Origin of the sequence: Kribbella sp. NPDC050241 (genome assembly GCF_044459685.1) — a bacterium.
Classification (GTDB): Bacteria; Actinomycetota; Actinomycetes; order Propionibacteriales; family Kribbellaceae; genus Kribbella.
Genome location: NZ_JBITJE010000021.1, coordinates 25707 through 50265, shown reverse-complemented (window position 1 = coordinate 50265; position 24559 = coordinate 25707). Strand labels below are relative to the sequence as shown.

Genomic DNA, 24559 nt, shown 5'->3' with positions numbered 1-24559 from the left:
AGTGAAGTACGTGGAGGTCGAGCCGGACGAGGCTCTGGACCCGGCGCTGCGGGCGGATCTGCTGGACACCTGGATCACGGCCACGGACGCCGGTGGCGCGGTCGGCTTCACTGCGCCGGCGCCGGTCGAACAGGTGGCGGAGACGCTGGACGACGCGCTCGGCCGGGTCGCGGCCGGCCTGGACGTGCTCGGCGTCCTGCACAACGGGGAGCGGTACGTCGGGATGGGGCTGCTGGTGACGCGGGGCAGCGCCCTCCAACCGCACTGGCGCACGATGCTGCGCGTGATGGTCCATCCCCAGCACCAGGGCAACGGTGCCGGCCGCCTGTTGATGGAAGGGCTGCGCGGCTCGGCCGTCGATCTCGGTCTGGAGCAGCTCCAGCTGACGATCCGCGACGGCCTGGGCCTGGAGAAGTTCTACGAGCCGCTCGGCTACCACGTCGTCGGCCGGCATCCGCGCGCGATCCTGGTCGCTCCCGGCGAGTACCGCGACGAGATCATGTTCGTCCAGGACCTCTGATCCAGGTGTCCAACCACCGAGTCGTGGCGATCGGTCACGAATCGGCCGATGACTGAACCACAATCCACGACTCGGCGTACCCACCAAGGGCTAGCGGCGGGAGCGGACGAGGGCGAGGAGGGTGGCGCCCAGGGCGGTGAGGAGGGTGCCCAGGGTGACGAGGATGGCCGGCGGGCCGCCGGTGGCGGGGAGCTGGGTGTTGTTGAGGGGTTGAGGGTCGGCCGTGGGTGGCGCTCCCAGGGTGACCTTGACCGGGGCGGTGACTGCGGCACCGGTTGCGTCGGTGCGCTGGTACGACACCTTCGCGGTTCCCGTGAAGCCGGCTGCGGGCGTGAGGCTGATGGTGCCGTCCGGAGCGACGGTCCAGGTGCCGGATGCGTCGGTGACCCGCTTCGTGCAGGTGGCCGAGCCGGTGCGCAGGCAGACCGTGCTGGAGTTGAACGCGCCGTCGTCGTTGAGCAGTGGGTTGACCGCGACCGGGTTGCCCGGCGTACCGGTGGCCATGTCCGCAGTTGCCTTCGCGAGGATCGGCGCTGCCACGGTGACGTCGACCAGAGCCGTGTTCGACGTACCGTTCGCGTCGGTGACCCAGTAGGCGACGGATCGCGTCGTACCGATGAAGCCCTTCGCCGGGGTGAACGTGATCGTGCCGTCCGCGGCCACCACGAAACCACCCTCGTCCGGAACGGTCACCGCCTTCTTGTCCTTACCGTCCGCCGGATCACGCAGTACGACGGAGGCCGGCGCGAGGGGCGCGGACGGGTCACCGGGCTTGTCGTTGCCGAGCACCTGGATGACGACGGCCTGGCCGAAGCCGGTCCGGGCGCTGTCGTCGACGGTGACCGGACGCACCGGCACCACTGTCACCGTGATCGTCGCGCGCGCCGAGTTCCGGTTGCTGTCCTTCACCTCGTACGCCGCCGGCCGCGCCGTACCCGTGAACGTCGCCACCGGACTGAAGGTCACCTTGCCCTTGGCAACCGACCACTCACCTTGCCCGGCGACCGTCACATCGTCGGCCAACGCGCCGGCCGGACCGACCAACAACAACGTCGCCGGATCCAAGGTCGCATCCGGTCCCGGCTTGTCGTTCGCCAGCGGGTCGACCGTCACCGCCACATGCTGCTTGGTCCGCGCCGCATCAGGCGTCGCCACCGGCCGAGCCTGGACCGCGATCGTCAGGGCGGCCACGCTGATCGTGCCGTTGCTGTCGGCCACCTGATACCCGACCGGCGTCGTCGTACCGGCGAAGCCATCCACCGGCGCGAACCGGACCCCACCCGAGGGCTGGACAGTGAACAGACCTTGCCCCGGCACCTCCAGCAAGGTCACGGCATCGCCGGTCGCCGGATCGAGCAACCGCACGTCGGCGACCGCGAGCGGTGCCGAAGCGTCGCCTGGCTTGTCGTTGTCCAGCACCGCGACGGTCACGGCAGTCTCGAAGGGAGTCGACGCCTTGTCGTCCGCCGCGACGGGCACCACCGGCGTCACCGTCACGGCGACGGTCGCGGTCGCCGAGTTCCGGCTCGTGTCAGCGACCCGGTAGACGATCGAGACGACACCGCGGTACGCCGGCGCCGGATCAACCGTGAGCTTCCCGGTCACCGCATGCACTGCGAACGCGGCCTGTCCGGCGATCGTCGCCGTCCGCCCCCAGCGTCCCGTGCTCGCGTCGTACACCTGGACGGAGGTCTTCTCCAGCTGAGCAGCCGTACCCGGCTTGTCGTTGCTCAGCGGATCGACGGTCATCTTCACGTTCTGCTTCGTGGCTGCCGTGTCCGCGACCGCCTCCGGCCCCATGCCGACCGTGAGGAACAGCAGCCCCTCGGCGGTCGACCCGTTGTCGTCGGTGATGCGGTACGTCGCCGGGGTCGTCACCCCCTGGTAGTCCTTGACCGGAGTGAACGTGATCGACCCATCATCCGCAGCGGTGTAGCTGCCCTCGCTAGGCTGGGTGATGGTCTTGCGATACCCACCGGCCGGGTCCTTCAGCACCAGGCTCGTCCGAACCAGCGGCGCGGACGGGTCGCCCGCCTTGTCGTTGGCCAGCACGTCGACCGTGATCGCGTGGTTGTACGGCGTGATGCCCGAATCGTCCACGGTGACAGGCCAGATCGGGGTGACTGTCATCGTCAGCGTCGACGCGGAGAAGTTCCCGTTCGAGTCAGCGACCCGGTAGTTGATCGCCAGCGCCTTGCCGCGGAAGGCCGGCAGCGGGTCGAACACCACAGCCCCACTCTGCTGCACGGTGTACGTGCCCTGATTGGCGACCGCGACCTTCTTGAGGTACCCCGCCGTCCGAGCAGCCGGGTCCAGCAGGCCGACCGACGCCGGATCGAGCTTGGCGTCACTGCCCGGGCTGTCGTTGGACAGTAGGTTCACGGTCAGGGTGACGTCCTGCAGCGTGGATGCGGTGTCGGCGACGGCGACCGGTGGCAGACCGGCGGTGATCCACAGCTTCGCGGTCGCCGGGGTTCCGTTGCTATCGGCCACTTGATAGGTCAGCGGCGTGCCCGGTCCGCGGAACGTCGCGCCCGGATCGAAGGTCACCACTCCCCCGGCCGCCGTGTAGACACCCTCGTTCGGGATCGCGACCTTCGCCTTCAACGAGCCATCCGCCGGATCGGTGAGCAGAAGAGTCCCCGGAACCAGCGGCGCGGTCGCGTCACCCGGCTCGTCGTTCGCCAGCACGTTGACCGTGACGGTCTTATCGTACGGCGTTGTCGCCGCATCGTCGGCCGCGATCGGAGTGACGGGAGTGATCGTCACCGTGATGGTCGACTTGGTGGCCTGACCGAACCAGTCCGTGACGCGATAGGTCAGCGTGGTCGCCGTACCGGTGAAGCCTGGCAGCGGATCCACGGTGACGGTGCCGTCGGGATTGACCTGGTAGCCGGCCTGACCAGGGATCTTCACCAGCTTCTTGAGTGAGCCGTCGGCCGGATCGAGGAGGGCCAGACTCAGCGGGTCGAGGCCAGTGCCCTGTCCGGCGGTGTCGTTCGCGAGCAGGTCGAGGCTCAGCCGAATGTTCTGCTTGCCGGTTGCGGTGTCGGGCTTCGCGGTCGGTGCGGCCGGCTTCGCGATCGTGACGGTGAGCGTCGCGGTGGCCAGCGTGCCGTTCACGTCCGAGACGCGGTAGGTGATCGGCCTCGCGACTCCGGTGTACGTGGGCAGCGGGTCGACCTCGATCCTCCCATCCGGCTCGACCGTGAACGTCGCCTCGCCGGCGACGACCACCGTCGTCTTCGGCTGATGGGTCTTCGGGTCGAGCAGCCGGACACTGCTCGGGACCAACGGGACCGCTGGGTTGCCCGCGGTGTCATTCGCCAGCACAGCGACCGAGGTAGTGGTGTCGTACGCCGTACTCGCGGTGTCGTCGGAGGCATCGGGCTGGACCTTGGTCACCCGGACCGCGAGGATCGTCGTTCCGAGCGCGCCGTTGCCATCGGCAACCTGGTAGGTCACCGGCGTCGCCGCGCCGCTGAACGTCCGGACCGGCTCGAACAGGATCCGGCCGTCCGGTTTCGTAGTGTATTTACCCTGGCCCGGGACGACGACCGACGTCCTCGGCTCGGAGCGCGTCGGCGCGATCAACCGCACGCTGCCCGGCACCAGCGCCGACCCGGTCGGGCCAGGCTTGTCGTTGTCCAGGACGGGAACGAGTACCGACGCGCCCTGCAGGATCGTGACCGCGTCCGGATTCGCGACCGGCGGACCGGGTGCGTCGACCGAGACCGTCAGCGACGCCCGCGCCGCGGTGCCGTTCTTGTCCAGCACCTGGTACGTCAACGCCGTACCAACCCCGTGGAAGGCGCGCACCGGACGGAACGTGACCTTGCCGTCGGCCACCAAGTACGTCGCCTGCCGCGCGATGGTCACCTGGTCGACGAGCTTGTGGCTGACCGGGTCGACGAGTCGCAGGCTGGCGGGATCGAGCGGTGCATCCGGAGAGCCGGGCAGGTCGTTGTCGAGCACCGGTACGACGGCATCCGCGTCGAACGGCGTGGACACGGAGTCGCCGTTGGCCGTGGGATTGACTGGGGTGACCGTGACGACGAGCGTGGACTCGGCGGTCTGCTTGGTGGTGTCGGTGACGCGGTAGCCGATCGACGTACCGACACCGGTGAACTGCGGCTTCGGCACGAAGTCCACGGCGCCGCTGGGCTTGACGGCGTACTCACCCTCTCCGGGGATGACCACCGTCGTCTTGAACGTCGCGTCGGCCGGGTCACGGAGTACGACGGAGCCGGCGACGAGGGTGACGCCAGGGGCGGCGTGGTCGTTGGCGAGGGGCTTCAGCGCGATGCTGACGTTCTGCGGGGTGGTCGCGGTGTCGGGCGTGGCGACCGGACCGGCGGGCAGCGCGACGGTGACGGTCAGCGTCGCGGTCGCCGTACTGCCGTTGCTGTCGGCAACCCGGTAGGTGACCGGCTTGGCCTTGCCCACGAAGCCCGGGACCGGGTCGACGTCGATCGTGCCGTCGGACCTGGCGACGTACTTGGCCTGGCCGACGACGTTCACCATCTCGACGCACTTGTTGCCGTCGACGAGGCAGAGGGAGCCCGGCTTGAGCGGTGCGTCCGGGTCGCCGGGCTTGTCGTTGCCGAGCACATCGACGATCCGTCCGGTGTTGAACTCGGTCGCCGCGGTGTCGTCGAGCAGGATCGGCGGAGGCGGTGGCGCGATGGTGATCGGGTGGTCCTCGACCTCACCGGCGTCGGCGGCACCGGTCGGTTTCTCCACCTGCGGGTCGTTGTAACCGATGCGCACCCGCGCGTACGACGCTCCGGCCTTGGGACGGGCGAGCTTGGTCCAGTTGAGGGTGGCCGCGCTCTGACCGGAGGCGAAGGTGGTACATGCTCGCTCTGCGGGTTGGAAGGAGCCGTTGCGGTCGAGGTCGATCCACGCGCAGACCCGGCCCGACTTGGACGCGCCGCTGAGGGCGACGGTCGCGGAGTAGGCCGTCGCGTTCGTGCGGAGCGGCTTGAACGTGACGCCGTCGTCAGCCTGATCCGGCGCCCGAGGACCGGTGGTGCCGTTGGCAACGGTCGCGTTGTCCTCGGTTGCGTCCTTGCCGAGGTGTACGTCGCTGAGCACCGACCAGGCAGCGCTGTACGACTCGGGGGCGTCGCCGAAGTCCTCGCCGGTGGACGCGAGCACGGAGAACGCATCGCCGGAAGCCGGGGTGTTGAACGCCGGGAGCTTCGGGTGCTTGGTGAAGATCGCGGTCACGTCGAAGCTGAGCTTGGTGGCGACGCCGTTGATCCGGACGGAACCGCAGGCGGCGCTTGCGGTGGCGTCGGGGCCGCCGGCGCCGGTCTTGGTGTTGCTGCAGTTCGGTCCGGCGTCATGGTTCGCGGCGGTGATCGTGTCGCTGGTGACGGCGAGATTGTTGCCCTGGCCGACCTTCGTGAGGCTGAGGCCGGCGGTGGTGAGCTTGAGCACCGAGTGCAGCTCGGATTGTGCGGCGGGTTTGTCGCTCACGGTCTGCGTGACCGCGCCGCCGATCCCGGCCAGATGGAGCACCAGGTTGCGTACCGGCTGCGAGAACGCGATCGTCACCGTGCCGCGGTCGCCACAACCTCCGGTGGACGCGCAGGTCCCGGTCTTCACCACGAGATCCTCAGCCGGGGTCGTGCGCGCTATCGGCGGCGCGTACGTGGTCGGCCCGGTCCCCCGCACGCCCGCCGTCGTCGCATCCACCAACTCCGTCTGGCCAGTCACGGTGATTGTCTGCTTGAGTCCCGACCCAGGCATCACCGCGGTCGCCGAGTCCCCCTGCACGAAAGGCGCCGAAGGCACCTCATAGGCGGTTGCGTCCACGCACGGCAGGGCGAGCAGGCCCAACACCAACAGAATGGATGCGCCCGGTCGCGTCGCCCGCATGTGCAGCCCTCCCGAGCAATCACGTTTCCGCATGCTTCGGCCGCGGGGCGGGCGGGCCAGCGTAGAGGTAACGGCCTACGCTGGCCCAATGTTACGGGCTAATCACTCTCCGAGGTCGTAGATCCGGACCTTGCCGATGCTGTGTCGCAACGTGGCCAGCCGGTCGAGCTCGGTGGACACGGTCCCGTCGCGGGCGTCGACGTACAGCCAGCGGACGTCGTACTCGTCGCGGAGCCGACGGAGGCGGTCCGGTGTCGGCGTGGCGAGGGCCTCGGTGGTGAGCGTGACTCGCTCGGGCCAGGGCGACAGCTGTTCGGTGTACCGGCGGCCGCCGACGCCCTGCTCGGCCATCGCCTGGTTCGTGTACGCCCAGCCCTCCATCACGGTCCGGCGACCAGCGATCCCACTGACCAGATAACCGCGGGCATCACACCCAGGCGTCTGCGGTCCGGCCGGACGACACCAGGTGTTCGTGGCAACGACATCGGTCGGCGCGGAGTTCTTCTCGAGCCACAACGCCGCCGACGCCTCGTCCCGATACACCCACCAGTGAGGCGCCCGGTGCGTCTGCGACTTCTCGCTGTCCCCATGCGCCGCGCTCTGCAGGAACGAACTGATCGGCGAGATCGCCAGCAACATCAGTACGACGAGCAGCCCACCACCCGCCTGCCGGAAGAACAGTCGCCACACCAGCAGCAGCACGACCGTCAACGCGAGTACGACGAGCAGCACGCGCGTGCTCAGCCACAGTTGACGGCCCGGCGAGGCGGCCGGCACACCCCTCGCCCACACCAGCAGACCAGCACAGACCACCGACACGATGAACGCCGTGACCGCCACCGGGATCGGCCGTTGGGCCGCACGCACACTGACGGCCGCGAACCAGCCGGCTGCCGCGAGGCTGAACGGCGCGCTCGTGTAGATGAAGTAGGACTCGCTCACGGACGGGTGGTCGATCAGGAGGTACCCCGCCCAGCCGGCGATCATCGCTCCCAGTAGGAACCACGCGACCGGATCCCGCCGGCCGGCGACGCCGAAACCGGCCCATGCCATCGCCTGAAGAGTGAGCAGTACGGCGAGCAGCAAGGTCAGCGTCCCGATCACCGCACCATGCGCCAGCGCGGGCAGGATCAGACCGCCCTCCCCGGGTGGCGTCGTATCACCGGTCGCGGCCGTGTAGACGGGTAGCGACTTCAGAACCGCAAGGAACTGCAGACTCGAACCTTTGGTGCTCCCCGCAACCGTCAGCAACGTCCCGGCAGCGACCGCCACGAGCACGACACCGGCGACGATGATCCGCCGCGGCACTCGCCGGGTCGTCACGAGCAGGAACACCGCGGCCAGCCCGACGCCCGCGACCAGGAGCGGCAACACCGTAGGCTTCGACCCACCGCCGACGATCGCGACGCCGATCACGACCACCCACAACCAGCCCCCGGCGTTCCTGAACAACAGCTCGATCAGCAACACCGCCGCGGTCACACAGGCGACCAGTCCGAACGTCTGCGAGGGACTCAGGAAGCTGACCGGCGGCGCCAGATTCACACTCGTGTCGAAGAACAAGTACAACTGCGGCGCGGCCAGGGCGATGGCCGCGAGCAGGCCGGTCCACCAGGTGCGACTCACGGTCCGCGCCAGCGTCGCGCACACGAGCAGTACGACGACCAGCCACGGCAGCAGCCACAACCGGAACAGCACGATCATCGGCGTCAGCCGGGTAATGTCCACGGCCCCGGCCATGTCGGCGTCCGCGAACCAGTGGTACTCCAGCCGCTCCCCCACCACCTGCGGCAACTCCGGCGGGACCGACCGGGTCAACTCGTTCACCAGTGACAGGTGGTAGAGCAGGTCCGGGTAGTACGCCGACCCGTCCGGCGGCATCGCGTGGTACGCCAGCACGCCGACGGTGGTAGCGCCGACCATGACCGTCGCCGACACGGCCAGTGCCCAGGTCCACGCGACCGGCAGTGGTTTCGGGTCGGCGATACGCCAGCACTCGCGCAGGCGTCGTACCGAGGCGAAGGCGATCAGTACCAGCAAGGGCCAGATGATGAGCCAGCGCTGCCAGCCGAGTGCGGTGAACAGAGCCCAGCCGATCAGCTGCCAGGTCGCACCGACGACGGAGCCGAGGCCGAGGTCCTCCGCCCAGTTGCCTGTACTACGCCAGGCCGCGCGCAGGAGGAGAGTGCCCGGGAGCGCGACCGCCAGCGCGAAGTAGACGGCGTACTTGACGATGGGGCCTGGACCGACGTCGACCGAGAGCAGCCCGATGACCGCGACCAGGAACGGCAGCAGCCAGGGGAGGGACCGCTTCATCGGTGGTGTACCGGTTCCTGATGTCCTTGGTCTTCGAGGCTGTCGTAGCCGACGAGGAACTGCGGCCGGCGCTGGCTGGACTGGAACAGACGGGCGACGTACTCGCCGAGCAGGCCGAGGCAGAGCAGTTGGACCGCGCCGATCACGCTCACCGCGAGCACGGTCGACGTCCACCCGGGGATGCCGCGGCCGGTGAGCTTGATGACGAGCGAGCCGACGACGAACATCACCGACAGCAGGCCACCGAGCAGCCCGAGCCAGGTCGCCAGCCGCAGCGGAGCCGCGGAGAACGCGGTCACGCTGTCGAACGCGAGCCGGAGCATCTTGGTCAGGTTGTACTTCGTCGTCCCGGCGGCCCGCTCGGCGCGGACATAGCGCACCTCGGCGCTCGGGAAGCCGAGCCACGGGATGACCAGGCGGAACACGCGGCCGTCCTCGGGCAGCGCGTTCACCGCGTCGACCACCCGCCGCGACACCAGCCGGAAGTCGGCCGCATCGAACGGGATGTCCTTGCCGACCAGCCGGCACATCAGCCGGTAGTAGAGCCGCGCCGTCGTCCGCTTCGGCCACGAGTCACTCGACCGGTCCGAGCGAACGCCGTACACGACGTCGACGTCCTGCTCGCGCGCCGCGGCGAGGAACTCGGGGATCACCTCCGGCGGGTCCTGCAGGTCGGCGTCGATCGTGACGACGTACCGACCGCGGGCGCGCCGGAAGCCGGCCGATTGCGCGGCCTGATGACCGCTGTTGCGGAGCAGCCGTACGACGCGCAGTTGCGGCCAGTCCTTGGCTGCCTCGAGGAGGAGCGCGGCGGTCCGGTCCCGGCTGCCGTCGTCGACGACCAGCAGCTCGTAGCTGATCCCGAGTCCGTCCAGCAGCGGGTGCATCCGCTCGAAGAAAATCGGCAGCACTTCTTCCTCGTCGTACATCGGTACGACGACGGAGAGCTCAGGGTCCCGCATGGTCTGCAGACCTTCCAGTTCGAACGGCCGAAGGGATGACCTTACTCATGACGCGATCAGGGCGGCGGCGAGATGGCGACCCCGCCGGCCCGCCGCGGATCGCCGACCGCGACCAGCCCGTCGGCCGGATCCCAGAACGCGGCCGCGACACCGCCGAAGTACATCGAGTGCGGCGGCATCGGCCGGGTCGGCAGCGAGGTCGTGCCGGACACCGGGAGGTCGTCCTCGTAGTCGACCACCACGTCCTGCCGGACCCGCACGTGCAGCCGCGGATGCTCGACCGCGTCGGCCAGCGGCAGGCCGCCGTGCGTGTAGAGCGCGTACACCTGCGCCAGCGCGGTCGGGATCCGGTCCGATCCGGGTGAGCTGATCGCGAGCACCGCACCGTCGCTGTCGCGGCGGGCCACGCTCGGCGCCATGTTGGAGGTCAGCCGTGTCCCGGGCGCCAGGCTGTGCGGTCCGCCATGCAGCAGCTCCTGCTCACCGAGCGCGTTGTTCAGCCAGATACCGGTGCCCGGGGTCAGTACGCCCGATCCGTAGCCGGACGAGACCGTGATCGCGCAGGCATCGCCTTCGTCGTCGACCACCGAGACGGTCGCCGTACTGGGTGAGCTCAGTGCACGCAGGTCACCAGCCGCGGCGAGGTCCAGCAGCTTCTTGCTCTCCAGCTGCCGCAGGTCCTCCCCGTCGAGCTCTGCGAGCCGTTGCCCGAGTACGGCGTGCTGCACCTCGACGAGCCGCTCGAGCTCGGACTGGTTCCAGCTGCCGTCCGCGGGTACGCCGTCCAGCAGCGCGAGCATCGCGGCGACTGCGACTCCCCCGACGGCCGGCGGCGGGTTGGTCGCCAGCCGCCACCCGTTCTGCCGGACCATCAGCGCTGGACGTACGACGGCCTCGTACGCCGCCAGGTCCTCGGCGGTCAGGATGCCGTCGTTCTCGGCCATGTCGTGGATCAGCAGCTGGGCGAGCTCACCGGTGTACATGGTCTCGGCGCCGTCGCGGGCGATCAGTTCGAGCGCTTCGGCCAGCTCGGGGATCACCAACGTGGTGCCGGCCTTGATCACCGAACCGTCTTCCTCGTGCACGACCCGATGGCTCGGGTGGTGCCAGCCGAAGATGATCTCGTGGGTGAAGCCGAGGTAGTAGCCCGAGGTCCGGCTCAGCGGGAACCCGTCGCGGGCGACATCGATCGCGGGCTGGACGACCTCACGCCAGGGCGCCTTGCCGGAGCGCCGATGGGCCAGGTCGAGTGCCTTCATCCCGCCGGGGGTTGCGACCGACCCGTGGCCGACGGTGGTCGTCGTCCCGCCGCCGTAGTCGGTGGTGACGTCCCAGACGCCCTGGCCGAACCGCTCGGCGGGCAGACCGCGGCCGGGCATCTCCACCCAGCCGTCGATGGTGACGGCATCGCCGCCGGCGACCTGCAGGGTGACGAAGCCGCCCGAGGCCGGCGAGACCACGCCGATCTCGTTCACCATCGTCACCAGGGTGGCCGCGATCGCGGCATCCACCGCGTTGCCACCTTCGGCTGCGACCCGGACCCCTGCCTCGGCCGCCGCCAGGTTGGGCGCGGCGACCGCCACCCGCGGGTGCCCCCGCCCGGCCATATGACTAGCCGACCCGCTGGACGGCGCCGAAGCGATCGACGACGACCTGGACCGCGGCCTGCCGCGCGTCGGCCACCTCGTTCTCCTTCAGCGTCCGGTCCGCCGCCCGGAAGCGCAGCGCGAACGCGAGCGACTTCTTGCCCTCGCCGATCTGCTCGCCGGTGTACAGGTCGAACAGCCGGACCGACTCCAGCAACTCGCCGGCGCCCTCGACCAGCGCCGCCTCGACCTCCGCCGCGGCCACGTCGGCCGGGACGATCAGCGCCACGTCCTCCTTGGCCACCGGGTACGACGAGAACGGATGCGCCGCGATCGACGACGGGCCGGCCGTGATCAGGGCCTCGAGGTCGAGCTCGACCGCACTCGACCGCGCGGGCAGCCCGAATGCCTGGCACACCTTCGGATGCAGCTCACCGGCATGACCGACGACCTTGCCATCGACGGAGAACTCCGCGCACCGGCCCGGGTGCCACGGTGCCTGCTCGCCGTTGCGCACCTTCGGCTCGACACCGACGGCCGCTGCGATGGTCCGGGCGAGCTGCACGGCGTCGGCCCAGCCCACCGGCTGACCCTTCCCCCACCAACCCGTCGGCGTCCGCGAACCGGTCAGCACGACACCGACGTGCAGCGGCTGGTCCGGGAGCGCGTCGTTCAGGGTCTGGATCTCGGCGTCGCTCGGGCGATGCTCGACCGGCAGCAGCGGCGCCGGCTTCGACTCGCGCTTCGGCAGGAACACCAGACCGGTCTGGAAGACGGCCAGGTCGGTGGCGCCACGGCCGACGTTGCGCTCGGCGGTCCGCAGCAGCGTCGCCAGCAGCATGGTCTGCATCGACGGCTCTTCGTCGGATATCGGGTTGACCAGCTTGACCGTCGTACGACGTGGGTCGTCGGCGGGCAGACCCATCGCGTCGAAGTCCGCCGCACCGGTGAACGGGTAGGACACGACCTCGGTGAGGCCGGCACCGACCAGCGCGGTGGCGACCCGGCGGCGACGGCGCTGCGCCACAGTCAGGCCCTGACCGCCCGGAGCGGGCGGCAGGATCGACGGGACGTTGTCGTAGCCGAACAGGCGGATGACTTCCTCGGCGAAGTCGTTCGGATCATGCAGATCCGGGCGCCACGACGGCGGCGTCACACTCAACAAGTCGTCCCCGGCCTTCTCGATCGCCGGGGCGTGCACTCCCGCCGCAAGCGGAGCCGGCACGGCATCTGCAGGGGCCGGCTCGACAGTGCAGCCGACCGAGCGCAGGTGGCGCAGGGTTTCCTCGATGGTGATCGGGGCTCCGGCCACCCGGGCCGAGTGGTCGGCGCGGATGGTGGTCGGCTCCGGGAGTGCGTGCGTGTCGACGACGGTCTCGTCGGCCTCGATCGTGCCGCCGGCCAGGTCGGCGAGCAGATCGGCGACGCGCTGGGCGGCGTACCGCGGCAGCAGCGGATCGACCTCGCGCTCGAACCGGCGGGACGCCTCGGACGACAGCTTGTGCCGTCGCGACGCGCGGGCGATCACGATCGGGTGGAAGTGCGCGGCCTCGATCACCACATCGGTGGTGGCGTCGGAGATCTCGGTGGACGCACCACCCATCACCCCGGCGACGCCGATCGGGCCGGAGTCGTCGGTGATCAGCAGGTCCTCGGCGTCCAGCTCACGGGTCTGGTCGTCCAGCGTCATCAGCTTCTCGCCGGCGGTCGCCCGGCGTACGACGATCTCGCCGCTCAGCCGGGCCTTGTCGTAGCCGTGGATCGGCTGACCGAGCTCGAGCATCACGTAGTTGGTGATGTCGACGCCGATCGAGATCGGCCGCATCCCGGACGCGAGCAGCCGCTTCTGCATCCAGCGCGGCGACAGCGCCGTCGGGTCGATACCGGTCACCGTGCGAGCGACGAACACGCTGCACGCCTCGGCGTCGTCCACCCGCACCGGGTAGCCGCCCTGTCCCGAGCCGGTCAGCGTGAGACCGGCCGGATCCTTGAGCTCCACGCCGTACGCCGTGGCCGCCTCGCGCGCGACGCCACGGATGGACAGGCAGTAGCCCCGGTCCGGCGTGACCGCGATGTCGAGTACGTCGTCGCGCAGGGCCAGCAACTCGATCGCGTCGTCACCCGGCACGGCCTCACCCGGCTCCAGGACGACGATGCCGTGCGTGCCGTCGTCACCGAGACCGAGCTCCGAGCTGGAGCAGATCATGCCGCTGGAGACATGGCCGTACGTCTTCCGCGCGGAGATCGCGAACCCGCCCGGCAGCACCGCACCCGGCAGTACGACGACCACCAGGTCGCCGACCTCGAAGTTGTTCGCACCGCAGACGACCCACTGTGGCTCGTCCTTGCCGATGTCGAGCGAGCACCAGCGGATCGTCTTGCCGTTCTTCTGCGGCTCGTCCTCGTACGTCAGCACCTTGCCGACGACCAGTGGCCCGGTCAGGTCCGACTCCTCGACGGTCTCGACCTCGAGGCCGGCCCGGATCAGCTTCTCCCCGACCTCCCGGCCGGTGACCTCGGCCGGGAGGTCGACGTACTCACGAAGCCATGACAGTGGGACCCGCATCAGATCTCCATCCCGAACTGGCGGCTGAACCGCACGTCGCCCTCGACCATGTCCCGCATGTCCTCGACCCCGTTGCGGAACATCAGCGTCCGCTCCAGGCCCATCCCGAACGCGAAACCGGAGTACCGGTCGGTGTCGATGCCGCAGGCCTGCAGGACGCGCGGGTTCACCACGCCGCAGCCGCCCCACTCGATCCAGCCCTCGCTGCCACAGGTGCGGCACGGGCGGTCCGGGTTGCCGACGGACGCGCCGCGGCAGACGAAGCACTTCAGGTCCACCTCGGCCGACGGCTCGGTGAACGGGAAGAAGTTCGGCCGCAGCCGGGCCTCCAGTCCCTCGCCGAACATCGAGACGACGAAGTGGTCGAGCGTGCCCTTCAGGTGCGCGAGCGTGATGCCCTCGTCCACCACCAGGCCCTCGACCTGGTAGAAGACCGGCGTGTGCGTCGCGTCCAGCTCGTCGGTGCGGAACACGCGGCCCGGGCAGATCACGTAGATCGGCGGCTTGCGGGTCAGCATCGACCGAGCCTGCACCGGGGACGTGTGGGTCCGCAGCACCTTGCCCGATCCGGCCGGCTCGACGAAGAAGGTGTCCTGCATCTGCCGGGCCGGGTGGTCGGGCTGGAAGTTCAGTGCGTCGAAGTTCAGCCACTCGGCCTCGACCTCGGGGCCTTCGGCGACGTCCCAGCCGAGCGACGTGAACACGTCGGCGACCTGCTCCGAGATCAGCGACAACGGGTGCCGGGCGCCGAGCTCCGGGGTGTGCCAGGGCAGCGTCGCGTCGACCCGCTCGGTGGCGAGCATCCGCTCCTCGTGCTCGGCCTCCAGTACGGCGAGCCGGCCGGCGAAGGCCTCGTTGATCGCCTTCCGGGCCGCACCGATCCGCTGCCCGGCCTCCTTGCGGGCCTGCGGCGGCAGCGCGCCGATCTCCCGGTTGGCGAGCGCGATCGGCGACTTCTCTCCGAGATGCGTGCCCTTCGCGTCCTGCAGGGCGGCCAGATCGGCCGCCTCGGTAAAGGCCTTCAGCGCCTCGTCGCGAGTCCGCTCCACCTCTTCGGCGTGCAACGGCGTCACTTCGACCGGGTCGTAATCAGTGTTGGGACCGGACATGGCTCGCTCTCGATTCGGAACTTCTGCGGATTGCAGTCTAGGAACCTTGACCCGCCAAGCGTGAATCGGCTGTCCATCCAGCGGCGACCCGCCCCGGCGCTGGAGCGCCGGGGCGGGGTATCGGGATCAGGACGGTGTGTCCGCGGTCGCTGCCGGCACCGGCTCCTCAGGCGCGTTGTCACTCCGGCGCTTGGGCAGAGCAAGCAACGCGACGACGGCACCGGCCAGGGCGCCGATCCAGCCGACAGTCATCGAGATCGACATGGCCTTGGTGAAGGCGGTGCGTGCGGCGTCCAGGAAGTCCGGGCCGAGCGCGATCGTGTCCGCGATCGACGTTCGGGCCTGCTCCGGGACCGAGTCCGGGAGGGACGACGAGTAGGCGGCCGCCAGGACACTGCCCAGTACGGCGACCGACAGCGCGGCACCGGTCTGCTGGACCGTGTCGTTCATGGCCGAACCGACGCCGCGGTGATCCGCCGGGACCGCCGACATCAGCAGCGTGTACGCCGCGGGTCCTGCCAGGCCACCGCCGACACCCATGACCAGCAGCCCGACGATCAGCAGACCGTAACCGGTCGAGTCGGACACCTGGGTGAGGATGCCGAAGCTCCCGGCGATGACCGCCAGACCGATCACGATCAGCGTCCGGTCCGCCAGCTTCTTGCCCAGGGTCGCCCCGAGACCGTTGAACACCGTGGCCGCAACGGCGTACGGGATCAGCGCGAGGCCGGCCTTCAGTGGGGAGTAGCCGAGGACGAATTGCAGGTACTGCGTCAGCGCGAGCAGCAGTCCGCCGGCGGTGAAGGACAACAGCACGATCGAGAAGCTCGTGCCACTGAAGTTGCGGTCCCGGAAGAGCGCGAGCGGCACCATCGGGTGCTCACTTCGCTTCTCCCACAGCGCGAACCCGGCCAGACCGATCACACCGACCGCCAGCCCACCCAGCACCTTCGCCGAGCCGATCCCGTCGGCCGGGATCGAGATGATCGCCCAGACGACGGCGGCCATGCCGATGATCGACAGCACCGCACCGGCCGGGTCGACGTCCCGGGCCGGTCCGCGCGACTCGGGGATCAGAGCGACGGTGCCGATGATCGCCAGGATCGCGATCGGCACGTTCAGCAGGAAGATCGAGCCCCACCAGAAGTGGTTCAGCAGCACGCCGCCGACCGTCGGACCGGCGACCACACCGACCATCGCGACCATCGACCAGCCGGCCATCGCCTTGCGCTGCTCCTGCGGCGGGAACACCGTGAACAGCAGCGACAGCGTGCTCGGCATCAACAGCGCCCCGCCGACACCCATCAGCCCGCGGCAGGCGATCAGCTGCCACGGCGTCTCGGCCAGCGTGGCCAGGACCGACGCCGCGCCGAACAGTGCGAGGCCGAGCAGCAGCATCTTCCGCCGGCCGAACCGGTCGGACAGGCTGCCCGCGGTCAGCAGCAGGCCGGCGAACGCCAGGATGTAGGCGTCGATCACCCATTGGATGTCCGCCGGTGTCGCCTCGAGATCCCGCATCAGCGAGGGGATCGCCAGGTTGAGCACGGTGTTGTCGACGACGAGCACCAGCAGGCACAAGCAGAGGATCATCAGGATCCACCAACGTCGCGGATGACCGGTCGCGGTGGACTCGAACGGTGTACTAGTCACTCGCACACTGTACGACAAGCTCGTACGGTGTGCGAGTCCTGCGTAGGATGGCCACATGAAGGAGCCGATCTGGACCCGGGAACGCAAGGCACCGCCGCGCGAGACGCTCAGCCGGGAGCAGATCGTGAAGACCGCCATGGCGATCCTGGACTCCGAAGGCGTGACCGGGCTGAGCATGCGCAAGCTGGCCGCGAGGCTCGATGCCGGCGCGACCAGCCTGTACTGGCACGTGCCGACCAAGGACGACCTGGTCGACCTGCTCATCGACGAGGTGTGGGGCGAGATCGACGTCCCCGAGCCGGAGCTGGCCGGGTGGCGGAGCGGGGCGCTGCTGTTCGGGCACAGCCTGCGGTCCGCGGTGCTGCGGCACCCGTGGCTGCCCGAGGTGATGTACACCCGGCCGAGCCTCGGCCCGAACGCGATGTCGCTCGGGTCCCGCGGCCTGGTGCTGTTCGAGGCGGGCGGCTTCGCCGACCACGAGATCGACCTGGCGATGAGCAGCGTGATGTCGTACGTCCTCGGCACGGTCAACGCCGAGGTCGCCACCCGAGAGATGGTCCGCAAGTCCGGCAGGTCCGAGGAGACCTGGGTCAGCGAGATGCTGGAACAGGCCCAGACGGTGGCCAGTGAGTATCCGGAGATGCAGAAGTCGGTCCGCCGGCGGACCTCGCTCGGTCTCGACTCCAGCCTCACCGAGAACTTCGTCTTCGGCCTCGACGCTCTCCTCGACGGCCTCGCGACCCGCGTTACGAAGTAGCGGTACGCCGCTGGGCGCGGGCCGAGGCGTAGAGGCAGACGGCCGCGGCGGTGGCGAGGTTGAGCGACTCGGCCCGGCCGTAGATCGGGACCTTCACCGAGCGGTCGACGATCGCGTCGAACCCGTCGGGTAGTCCGTGCGCCTCGTTGCCGAACAGCCAGACGGTGGGCTTGGCGAGCGTGCCGTCGTCGATACAGCTGTCCAGGTCGCTGGCGCCGTACCCGTCGGCTGCCAGCACTTGCAGGCCGTGATCGCGCCAGGCTTTGACGGCTTCGTGGATGTCGACGTCGGTGGTGATCGGCACGTGGAAGATGCTGCCGACGCTGGCCCGGACCGCCTTCGGGTTGTGCGGGTCGACGGACTCCGACGACAGTACGACGGCATCCGCTCCGGCTGCGTCCGCCGTACGGATCAAGGTGCCGACGTTGCCGGGGTCACGGACCTGGACGCCGGCCGCGACCAGCTTCGTGGTGGGTCCCAGCTCCAACTGGACGTTCACCAGCGAGCAGACGGCGACCACGCCTTGCGAGGTGACCGTCTCGCTGAGGGCTTCGATGGCGGCCCGGTTGACCTCGAACCACGCGACGCCCGCGGCGCCGGCCAGGTCGCGCAGATCGCGATGCCGGGTGGCGACGTCCGGTTCGGCGTACACCTCGAGGACGAGTTCGCGGTGCTCGAGCGCCTCGCGGACTGCCTGCGGGCCCTCCACCAGGAACCGGCCGGACTTGCGCCGGAACGCACGTGTGGCGAGCCGCCGGGCCTGCTTGATCCGCACGGACTGTGCGGTCAGCAGACCAGGGCTCGCCACTCGAGTGCTACTTGAGAAGGGTGGTGGATCAGGCCGCGGCGTCGCTCTTCGGCGCGTTCACGTCGGCCGGCAGGGCGGCCTTGGCCACCTGCACCAGCGCGGAGAACGCGGCCGGGTCGTTGACGGCCAGGTCGGCGAGGATCTTGCGGTCCACCTCGACCTCGGCCAGCCGCAGGCCCTGGATGAACCGGTTGTAGGTCAGGTCCTCGGCCCGGACCGCGGCGTTGATCCGCTGGATCCACAGCTTGCGGAAGTCGCCCTTGCGCGCCTTGCGGTCACGGTAGGCGTAGACGAGCGAGTGGGTGACCTGCTCCTTGGCCTTGCGGTACAGCCGCGAGCGCTGGCCGCGGTAACCGCTGGCCTGCTCGAGTACGACCCGGCGCTTCTTGTGGGCGTTGACTGCCCGCTTCACGCGTGCCATGAGGTGTTACTCCTTGTATTTCTGCGCCGGAGACGGACTGGGCCCACTCGGCGGGGATGTTCGGGGGGAAGGGCGGTGCTCAGATGCCGAGGAGCTTCTTGGCCTTCTTCGCGTACGACGGTGCGACCTCGACGGTGCCGCTCAGACGGCGCTTGCGCTTGGACGACTTCGCCTCGGCGAGGTGGCGGATACCGGTCTGCTCGCGGCGGATCTTGCCTGAGCCCGTGACCCGGACACGCTTCTTCATCCCCGAGTGGGTCTTCATCTTCGGCATGGCTGTTCTGCTCCTGATTTTCTTTCGTTGACTCGATCTTCGGTGGACGGTGCTCCGGCAGTCCCGACGGGCGGCCGGAGCGTCTCGTCACTCCGGGTCGAGGTTGTCTGCCGGACCCTTCGGCTTCTTCGTGGAACCGGCGGCGCGCTCGGCCTCGTGGGCCTGAACCTGCTCGGCACGCTCGGCGCGCTCCGCTTCGTGCTCGGCGTCACGCTCGGCCTGCTTCTTCGCCTTGTCGGCTTCCACGTCCACGCGCGCCTCGGACTTCTTCTTGTGCGGTCCGAGCACCATGATCATGTTCCGGCCGTCCTGGCGCGGCGAGGACTCGACGAAGCCGAGCTCGCTCACGTCCTCGGCCAGCCGCTGCAGCAGCCGGAAGCCGAGCTCGGGACGGGACTGCTCACGTCCGCGGAACATGATGGTGATCTTGACCTTGTCCCCGGCACGCAGGAACCGGACGACGTGACCCTTCTTGGTCTCGTAGTCGTGCGGGTCGATCTTCGGCCGCAGCTTCATCTCTTTGATGACCGTGTTGGTCTGGTTCCGGCGGGACTCGCGCGCCTTCTGCGCGGTCTCGTACTTGTACTTGCCGAAATCCATCAGCTTGCAGACCGGAGGCCGGGCGGTCGCAGCGACCTCGACCAGGTCGAGGTCTGCCTCCTGTGCCAGCCGAAGTGCGTCCTCGATCCGGACGATGCCTACCTGCTCACCGTTCGGTCCGACCAGTCGCACCTCGGGAACGCGGATGCGCTCGTTGACGCGCAGTTCAATGGTGATGGGTCCTCCTGGGTTGTGCTCGTTTGTGTGCCACCTCGTGATCGCGCCGGGAGCCCGGGAACGACAAAGGGCCCTCGTGCGATCACACGAAGGCCCAATTCCCAGATCGACGACGCCCCAACCCCTCCGGGTGGTACGCCGTACGATTGCTTCGATTCTCCGGATGTCCTCCAGAATCTCTCAGCGTGACCGGGACCCGCCGACTGTTCATCGACTGGGTGGGAGGTGGCCCTCCGCTTAGACTTGAACCTCTGGATCGCCCCGAGTATTCCGCTCAGGGGTCACCATCGGACCAGGTCGGTCGCCGTGTAAGAGTAGCAGCATGACCGACTCAGGTGCCACTTCGCAGTCCGGCCCCACGCCCGACCCGCTGTCGACGGTATCGCGCGACATCGCCGACGTACCCAGCGTGGAGATCATCTCGACCGCTGCCCTCCACCTGATGAGCGCCGCCGCCGTCAACCTCGGCCTCGCCGAAGACCTCCCCGACCACAAGGACCTCGACGAGGCCCGTTCCCTCATCGACGCCCTGGCCGGCCTCCTCGACGCCTCGGCCCCCAGCCTCGGCCACCACCACGCCGCCCCCCTCCGCGACGGCCTCCGCTCCCTGCAACTCGCCTTCAAAGAAGCCAGCTCGATCCCCGACGCCCCCGGCCAAGGCCCCGGCGAGAAGTACACCGGCGAGGTCCGCCCCACCGCCGCCCGGCGCTGACCGCCGGGGCCCGAACCCCAGGGCCATCACAATCCCCACCGCCGCGACCACCCCCGCGGCACACCGCTCTGAACCGCGCATTGTGATGGCCCCCAGATCCGCGAGGCGGCATCCGCTCAGACACGCGTGCCGATGCTCAATGTCAGGCGTTCTGCTCGTCGCGCCAGGCGATCCAGCGGCGGGTGGTGTCGAGGTCGTAGTCGGGCCCGCTGGTGGAGACCGTGAACAGGCTGACGCCGAGCTCACGGAGGGGCGGGCCGACCTGCCACGGGTCGCCGCCGACATGGACGGACCGCTCGATCGTCGATGGGTCGCGGCCGATCTCGGCGCAGTACCGGTCGAGCAGACCGAGCTTTCGCACCAGGTCCTCGCCCTCGGCGAAGGTGTTCCAGATGTCGGCGTGCCGGGCCACAACGCGAAGCATCTTCTGCTCGCCACCACCGGCGATCAGGATCGGCATCCGGCCGATCGGCGGCGGGTTGAGCGCGGCGAGACGCTTCTCGATCCGCGGCAGGGCCTCGGCGAGTCCGGCCACCCGGCGCCCGGGGGACGGGAACTCGTACCCGTACTCGAGGAACTCGCGTTCCTTGAAGCCGGCACCGATCCCGACCACGACCCGCCCACCACTGATGTGGTCGACGGTCCTGGCCATGTCCGCCAGCAGGTCGGGATTGCGGTAGGCGTTGCAGCTGACCAGAACCCCGAGGCCGATCCGGGAGGTCTGCTCGGCCCACGCGGCGAGAATTGTCCAGCCTTCGAAGTGCTTGCCCTCGGCCACCTTGCCCAGCGGGAAGAAGTGGTCCCAGGTGAACAGGATGTCCGCGCCCAGGTCCTCGACCTCGGCGGCGGCCCGGCGGATCGCGCCGTACTCGGCGCGCTGCGGTGCCACCTGGGCACCGATACGGACTGGTCTCATGGAAGTACTCCCTCAGATGCGCTACGTCCCGCCGACTTTCTACACGAGATCCGTACGCCGGAGCCGCCGCCGTACGGATCTCGTGCACAACGTGACCAATTGAGCCTTGCGAGCCCGGGCGACCAGGGTCAGCCCTTGACGGCGCCTTCTTCGACGCCCTTGAAGAAGAAGCGTTGGAGGGTTGCGAAGACGATCACGATCGGGATGAAGGCGATCATCGTGCCCGCGGCGATGAGGCGGGGGTTGTTGCTGAAGGTGCCGGACAGGTACTGCAGTCCGACGGTCAGGGTGTACTTGTCCGGGTCGGTGAGCACGATCAGCGGCCAGAGGAAGTCGTCCCACGCACCGATGAACGCGAAGATCGCCACCACGCTGATGGTTCCGCGCACCGACGGCAGCCCGATGTAGACGAACCGCTGCCACGCGTTCGCGCCGTCCACGATCGCGGCGTGATCGACCTCGATCGGCAGCGACCGGAACGCGTTGTACATCAGCAGCACGTTCAGCGCGCCGATCATGCCGGGCAGCGCGACGCCGAACAGCGTGTTCGCCAGCCCGAACTCCCGCACCGTCACGTACTGCGAGATGATCGTGACCTCACCCGGCAGTACGAGCGTGGCCAGGAACAGCCCGAGCACCAGCTTGCGGCCGCGGAACTGCAGCCGGGACAACGCGAAGCCGGCCAGCGACGCACCGAGGACGTTGCCGCCGACCACGAGTACGGCGACGACCAGCGAGTTCCGGGCGTAGTCCCAGACCGGGATCGTGTCGGTCACGGCCTTGTAGTGGTCGAACGTCGGCTGGGCCGGCAGCAGCTTCGGGATCCGGGTGTAGATGTCCTCCCCGGATCCCTTCAGCGACGTGGACAGCTGCCACAGGAACGGCCCGATCGTGATCAGCAGCACGAACACGAGCAGCAGGTACCGGACCACCTTCTCCCGTGGCGAGACGGTGTTGAACCCGAAGGACCCGCGACGGCGGCCGGCCGGAGGACCCGAAGACTCCTTGACCACAGGCCGCACCGGATCAGTCACTGTGGTCATGCGTCCGCTCCTCGACGGTTCAGGCGGGCCAGCACCAGCATCGGTACGACGGTGACGAAGAACAGCACGATCGACAGCGCCGACGCGTACCCGAGGTTGCCCTCGAAGCCTTGGCTGTACTGCTGGATCAGCATCACGACCGAGTTGTCCCGGCCACCCGGACCGCCCTTGCCACCACTGAGGATGAACAACTCCGAGAACACCCGCAGCGCCGACACCGAGATGAGGATCGAGATCAGGATCATCGTCCCGCGCACCCCCGGCACCGTCACATAGAAGAACCGGCGGACCGGCCCCGCTCCGTCGACCGCGGCCGCCTCGTGCAGCTCGCGCCCGACGTTCCCGAGGGCTGCCAGGTAGATGATCATGTAGTACCCGAGCCCCTTCCAGATCGTCAGGCTGATTGCGCTGAGCAACAACAGCCACTGGTCGGACAGGAACGGCAACGGACCGGAGATGACCCCGAGCTTCTCGGCCAGTCCGTTGACCAGACCACGATCGTCCAGGATCCACTGCCAGATCAGCGCCACCACCACGGCCGAGGCCACCACCGGCGTGTAGAAAGCAGTCCGGAAGAACGTGATCCCGGGCAGCTTCTTCTCCACCAGTACGGCGAGCAGCAGCGGGAAGACGGTCAGGAACGGCAGGCACACCACCATGTAGATGACGCTGTTCAGCAACGCCCAACGCAGTTGCTCGTCGTGCAACAGGGTCTCGAAGTTCTTCAGCCCGACGAAGGTGCCGCCGCCGATCGGCCTGGCGTTGGTGAACGACAGGATGACGGTGTTGATCGACGGCCACAGGTTGAACACCAGCAACCACGCGAGTGCTGGAATCACCAGCACCCACGGGGTGAACCAACGGTTGTACCGCATTACTGCGTCAGAAGCTGGTTGGCCTTCGCCACCGCCGCGTCGAGGGCCGCCTGCGACGACATCTTGCCGGCGATCGCGAGCGAGATCTGCTGACCGATGAAGTCGTTGGTCGCGCCGCTGATCACCGGCGGCTGCAGCACCTTCGCCTTGGCCAGCGACTCGAACGCGAGCACCTTGGCGTCGCTCTCCGGCGTACCGTCACTCTTCGAGAAGTACGGGTCGGACGCGGACGCCTTGGTCGACGGGAAGATGTTCACGATCTTGGCGAACGCGGCCTGGTTCTCGGCGTTGGTGACGAAGCGGGCCAGCGCGATCGCGGCCGCCTGGTTCTTGGTCTTGGCCGACACCGACAGGCCCTGCACGTACAGCGGCGGAGTGTCCAGCGCGGGCGATGGGACGACCTTGCCCTTCAGCGACGGGTTGTCCTTCTGGAAGTCCTGGATCGCGTTGCCGCCGCCGGTGGTCCAGGCGACCTTGCCCTGGGTGAAGAGCTTGGAGTTGCCGAGGTACTCCTGGGTCAGGATGTCGCGGGGCAGGTAGCCGGCCTTATAGGCGTCGCGGTACTTGTCCAGCAGCGCGGCGGCCTCCGGGGTGTTGAAGACGAACTTCGTGCCGTCGTCGGACAGGATCTTCACGCCGGCGTTGGTGAAGTCACCGATGCCGGGCAGCCGGCTCATCAGGTACTCCTTGCCGCCGGTCTTGTCGTGCATCACCTTGGCGGCCGCGAGCAGTTCGTCGAAGGTCTTCGGCGGGTTCTTCACATCGAGCCCGGCCGCGGCGAACTTGGTCGCGTTCCAGTAGTCGATGTCGGTGTTCAGGTACCACGGGTAGCCGAACGTGCCGTCCATGCCCTGGTACTGGTACGCCTGGACGCCGCCCTCGACGTACTCGTCCTTGATCTTCGGGTCGGCGGCCGCGACGTCGAGCAGCATGTTCTGCTTGGCCAGCGAGAGCGCGAAGTCCGGCGGGAGGTTGGTGACGTCCGGCAACTGACCGGCCGACGCCTGGCTCAGCACCTTCTTGTCGTAGCCGTCGCCCGGCTGGTCCAGCCAGGTCACCTTGGTGCCCGGGTACTTCGCCTCGAACGCCTTGATCACACCTTCGACGTACGACGTGAACTTCGGCTTCAGGGCCCAGGTCTGGAAACTCACTTCGCCGGTCACCTGGGCATTGGCGTCGACGGTCGGTTTGGCGCCGCTACTGCCGGAGTCGCCGGACGAGCCGAGGCCACAACCGGCCAGAGTGAGAGCCGCGGCGGCAAGAGCTGCCACCGGAGCCAGACGACCTCTACGCATGGATTCTCCTGGGTTTGATAAACCGGTATAGCTCCTGCACTATCCGGGATCGTAGAATCCGCTGTCAAGGGTGAGGGAGGTACCAC

Annotated in this window: 18 protein-coding genes; 3 read left to right on the top strand and 15 right to left on the bottom strand. The window is 68.8% G+C overall.

Features of this window, described 5'->3' with window-relative positions; genetic code table 11:
• Nucleotide 1 precedes the first annotated feature (1 nt).
• Nucleotides 2-520 carry a GNAT family N-acetyltransferase gene (locus tag ACIBG5_RS42825; protein ID WP_396397849.1) on the top strand — a complete coding sequence of 173 codons (519 nt, stop codon included), beginning with the start codon at nucleotides 2-4 and terminating at the stop codon, nucleotides 518-520.
• A gap of 90 nt (nucleotides 521-610) precedes the next feature.
• Here ACIBG5_RS42825 and ACIBG5_RS42820 read toward each other — a convergent pair whose 3' ends face one another.
• From ACIBG5_RS42820 to ACIBG5_RS42790, 7 genes are all read right to left on the bottom strand, one after another.
• On the bottom strand, nucleotides 611-6244 hold the full coding sequence (locus ACIBG5_RS42820) for an Ig-like domain-containing protein (RefSeq protein WP_396397848.1): 5634 nt from the start codon (nucleotides 6242-6244) through the stop codon (nucleotides 611-613).
• Between the two features lie 264 nt (nucleotides 6245-6508).
• Nucleotides 6509-8722: a hypothetical protein gene (locus tag ACIBG5_RS42815; protein WP_396397847.1), complete on the bottom strand. Its 2214-nt coding sequence runs from the start codon at nucleotides 8720-8722 to the stop codon at nucleotides 6509-6511.
• Nucleotides 8719-9684 carry a glycosyltransferase family 2 protein gene (locus ACIBG5_RS42810; RefSeq protein WP_396397846.1) on the bottom strand — a complete coding sequence of 322 codons (966 nt, stop codon included), beginning with the start codon at nucleotides 9682-9684 and terminating at the stop codon, nucleotides 8719-8721. The genes ACIBG5_RS42815 and ACIBG5_RS42810 overlap by 4 nt, the downstream gene beginning before the upstream one ends.
• Nucleotides 9685-9740: 56 nt before the next feature.
• Entirely contained in the window at nucleotides 9741-11291 is a 1551-nt protein-coding gene (locus ACIBG5_RS42805) for a gamma-glutamyltransferase (RefSeq protein ID WP_396397845.1), read from the bottom strand.
• Nucleotides 11292-11295: 4 nt separating this feature from the next.
• Nucleotides 11296-13836 carry a phenylalanine--tRNA ligase subunit beta gene (locus tag ACIBG5_RS42800; protein ID WP_396397844.1) on the bottom strand — a complete coding sequence of 847 codons (2541 nt, stop codon included), beginning with the start codon at nucleotides 13834-13836 and terminating at the stop codon, nucleotides 11296-11298.
• Complete coding sequence (gene pheS / locus ACIBG5_RS42795) at nucleotides 13836-14945, bottom strand: phenylalanine--tRNA ligase subunit alpha (RefSeq protein WP_396397843.1); 1110 nt, start codon at nucleotides 14943-14945, stop codon at nucleotides 13836-13838. Before pheS ends, ACIBG5_RS42800 begins: the two co-directional genes overlap by 1 nt.
• 126 nt (nucleotides 14946-15071) lie before the next feature.
• Complete coding sequence (locus tag ACIBG5_RS42790; protein ID WP_396397842.1) at nucleotides 15072-16595, bottom strand: MFS transporter; 1524 nt, start codon at nucleotides 16593-16595, stop codon at nucleotides 15072-15074.
• Nucleotides 16596-16650: 55 nt separating this feature from the next.
• On the opposite strand from ACIBG5_RS42790, the gene ACIBG5_RS42785 reads away from it, so the two are divergent.
• The gene (locus ACIBG5_RS42785; RefSeq protein WP_396397841.1) at nucleotides 16651-17352 is read left to right on the top strand and encodes a TetR/AcrR family transcriptional regulator; all 702 of its coding nucleotides are present in this window, start codon (nucleotides 16651-16653) and stop codon (nucleotides 17350-17352) included.
• On the opposite strand, the gene ACIBG5_RS42780 is transcribed toward ACIBG5_RS42785, so the two are convergent.
• The 4 genes from ACIBG5_RS42780 to infC form a co-directional block, all read right to left on the bottom strand.
• Nucleotides 17342-18160 (bottom strand): TrmH family RNA methyltransferase, encoded by an 819-nt coding sequence (locus tag ACIBG5_RS42780; RefSeq protein ID WP_396397840.1) that lies wholly within the window; start codon nucleotides 18158-18160, stop codon nucleotides 17342-17344. The two genes, ACIBG5_RS42785 and ACIBG5_RS42780, sit on opposite strands and share 11 nt — an antisense overlap.
• Nucleotides 18161-18188: 28 nt before the next feature.
• Nucleotides 18189-18581, bottom strand: a complete 393-nt coding sequence (gene rplT, locus ACIBG5_RS42775) for a 50S ribosomal protein L20 (protein WP_131367113.1) — start codon at nucleotides 18579-18581, stop codon at nucleotides 18189-18191.
• Nucleotides 18582-18660: 79 nt separating this feature from the next.
• Nucleotides 18661-18855 (bottom strand): 50S ribosomal protein L35, encoded by a 195-nt coding sequence (gene rpmI, locus ACIBG5_RS42770; protein ID WP_131367115.1) that lies wholly within the window; start codon nucleotides 18853-18855, stop codon nucleotides 18661-18663.
• 87 nt (nucleotides 18856-18942) lie between these two features.
• Nucleotides 18943-19674: a translation initiation factor IF-3 gene (gene infC, locus ACIBG5_RS42765; protein WP_396397861.1), complete on the bottom strand. Its 732-nt coding sequence runs from the start codon at nucleotides 19672-19674 to the stop codon at nucleotides 18943-18945.
• Nucleotides 19675-19954: 280 nt separating this feature from the next.
• On the opposite strand from infC, the gene ACIBG5_RS42760 reads away from it, so the two are divergent.
• Nucleotides 19955-20344 carry a DUF1844 domain-containing protein gene (locus tag ACIBG5_RS42760; RefSeq protein ID WP_396397839.1) on the top strand — a complete coding sequence of 130 codons (390 nt, stop codon included), beginning with the start codon at nucleotides 19955-19957 and terminating at the stop codon, nucleotides 20342-20344.
• A gap of 142 nt (nucleotides 20345-20486) precedes the next feature.
• Here the strand turns inward: ACIBG5_RS42760 and ACIBG5_RS42755 are convergent, their stop codons facing one another.
• The 4 genes from ACIBG5_RS42755 to ACIBG5_RS42740 form a co-directional block, all read right to left on the bottom strand.
• On the bottom strand, nucleotides 20487-21260 hold the full coding sequence (locus ACIBG5_RS42755; protein WP_396397838.1) for an LLM class F420-dependent oxidoreductase: 774 nt from the start codon (nucleotides 21258-21260) through the stop codon (nucleotides 20487-20489).
• Nucleotides 21261-21388: 128 nt separating this feature from the next.
• Nucleotides 21389-22303: a carbohydrate ABC transporter permease gene (locus ACIBG5_RS42750; RefSeq protein WP_393396587.1), complete on the bottom strand. Its 915-nt coding sequence runs from the start codon at nucleotides 22301-22303 to the stop codon at nucleotides 21389-21391.
• The gene (locus ACIBG5_RS42745; protein WP_396397837.1) at nucleotides 22300-23178 is read right to left on the bottom strand and encodes a carbohydrate ABC transporter permease; all 879 of its coding nucleotides are present in this window, start codon (nucleotides 23176-23178) and stop codon (nucleotides 22300-22302) included. Before ACIBG5_RS42745 ends, ACIBG5_RS42750 begins: the two co-directional genes overlap by 4 nt.
• Nucleotides 23178-24473: an ABC transporter substrate-binding protein gene (locus tag ACIBG5_RS42740; protein ID WP_396397836.1), complete on the bottom strand. Its 1296-nt coding sequence runs from the start codon at nucleotides 24471-24473 to the stop codon at nucleotides 23178-23180. Before ACIBG5_RS42740 ends, ACIBG5_RS42745 begins: the two co-directional genes overlap by 1 nt.
• Nucleotides 24474-24559: the final 86 nt, after the last annotated feature.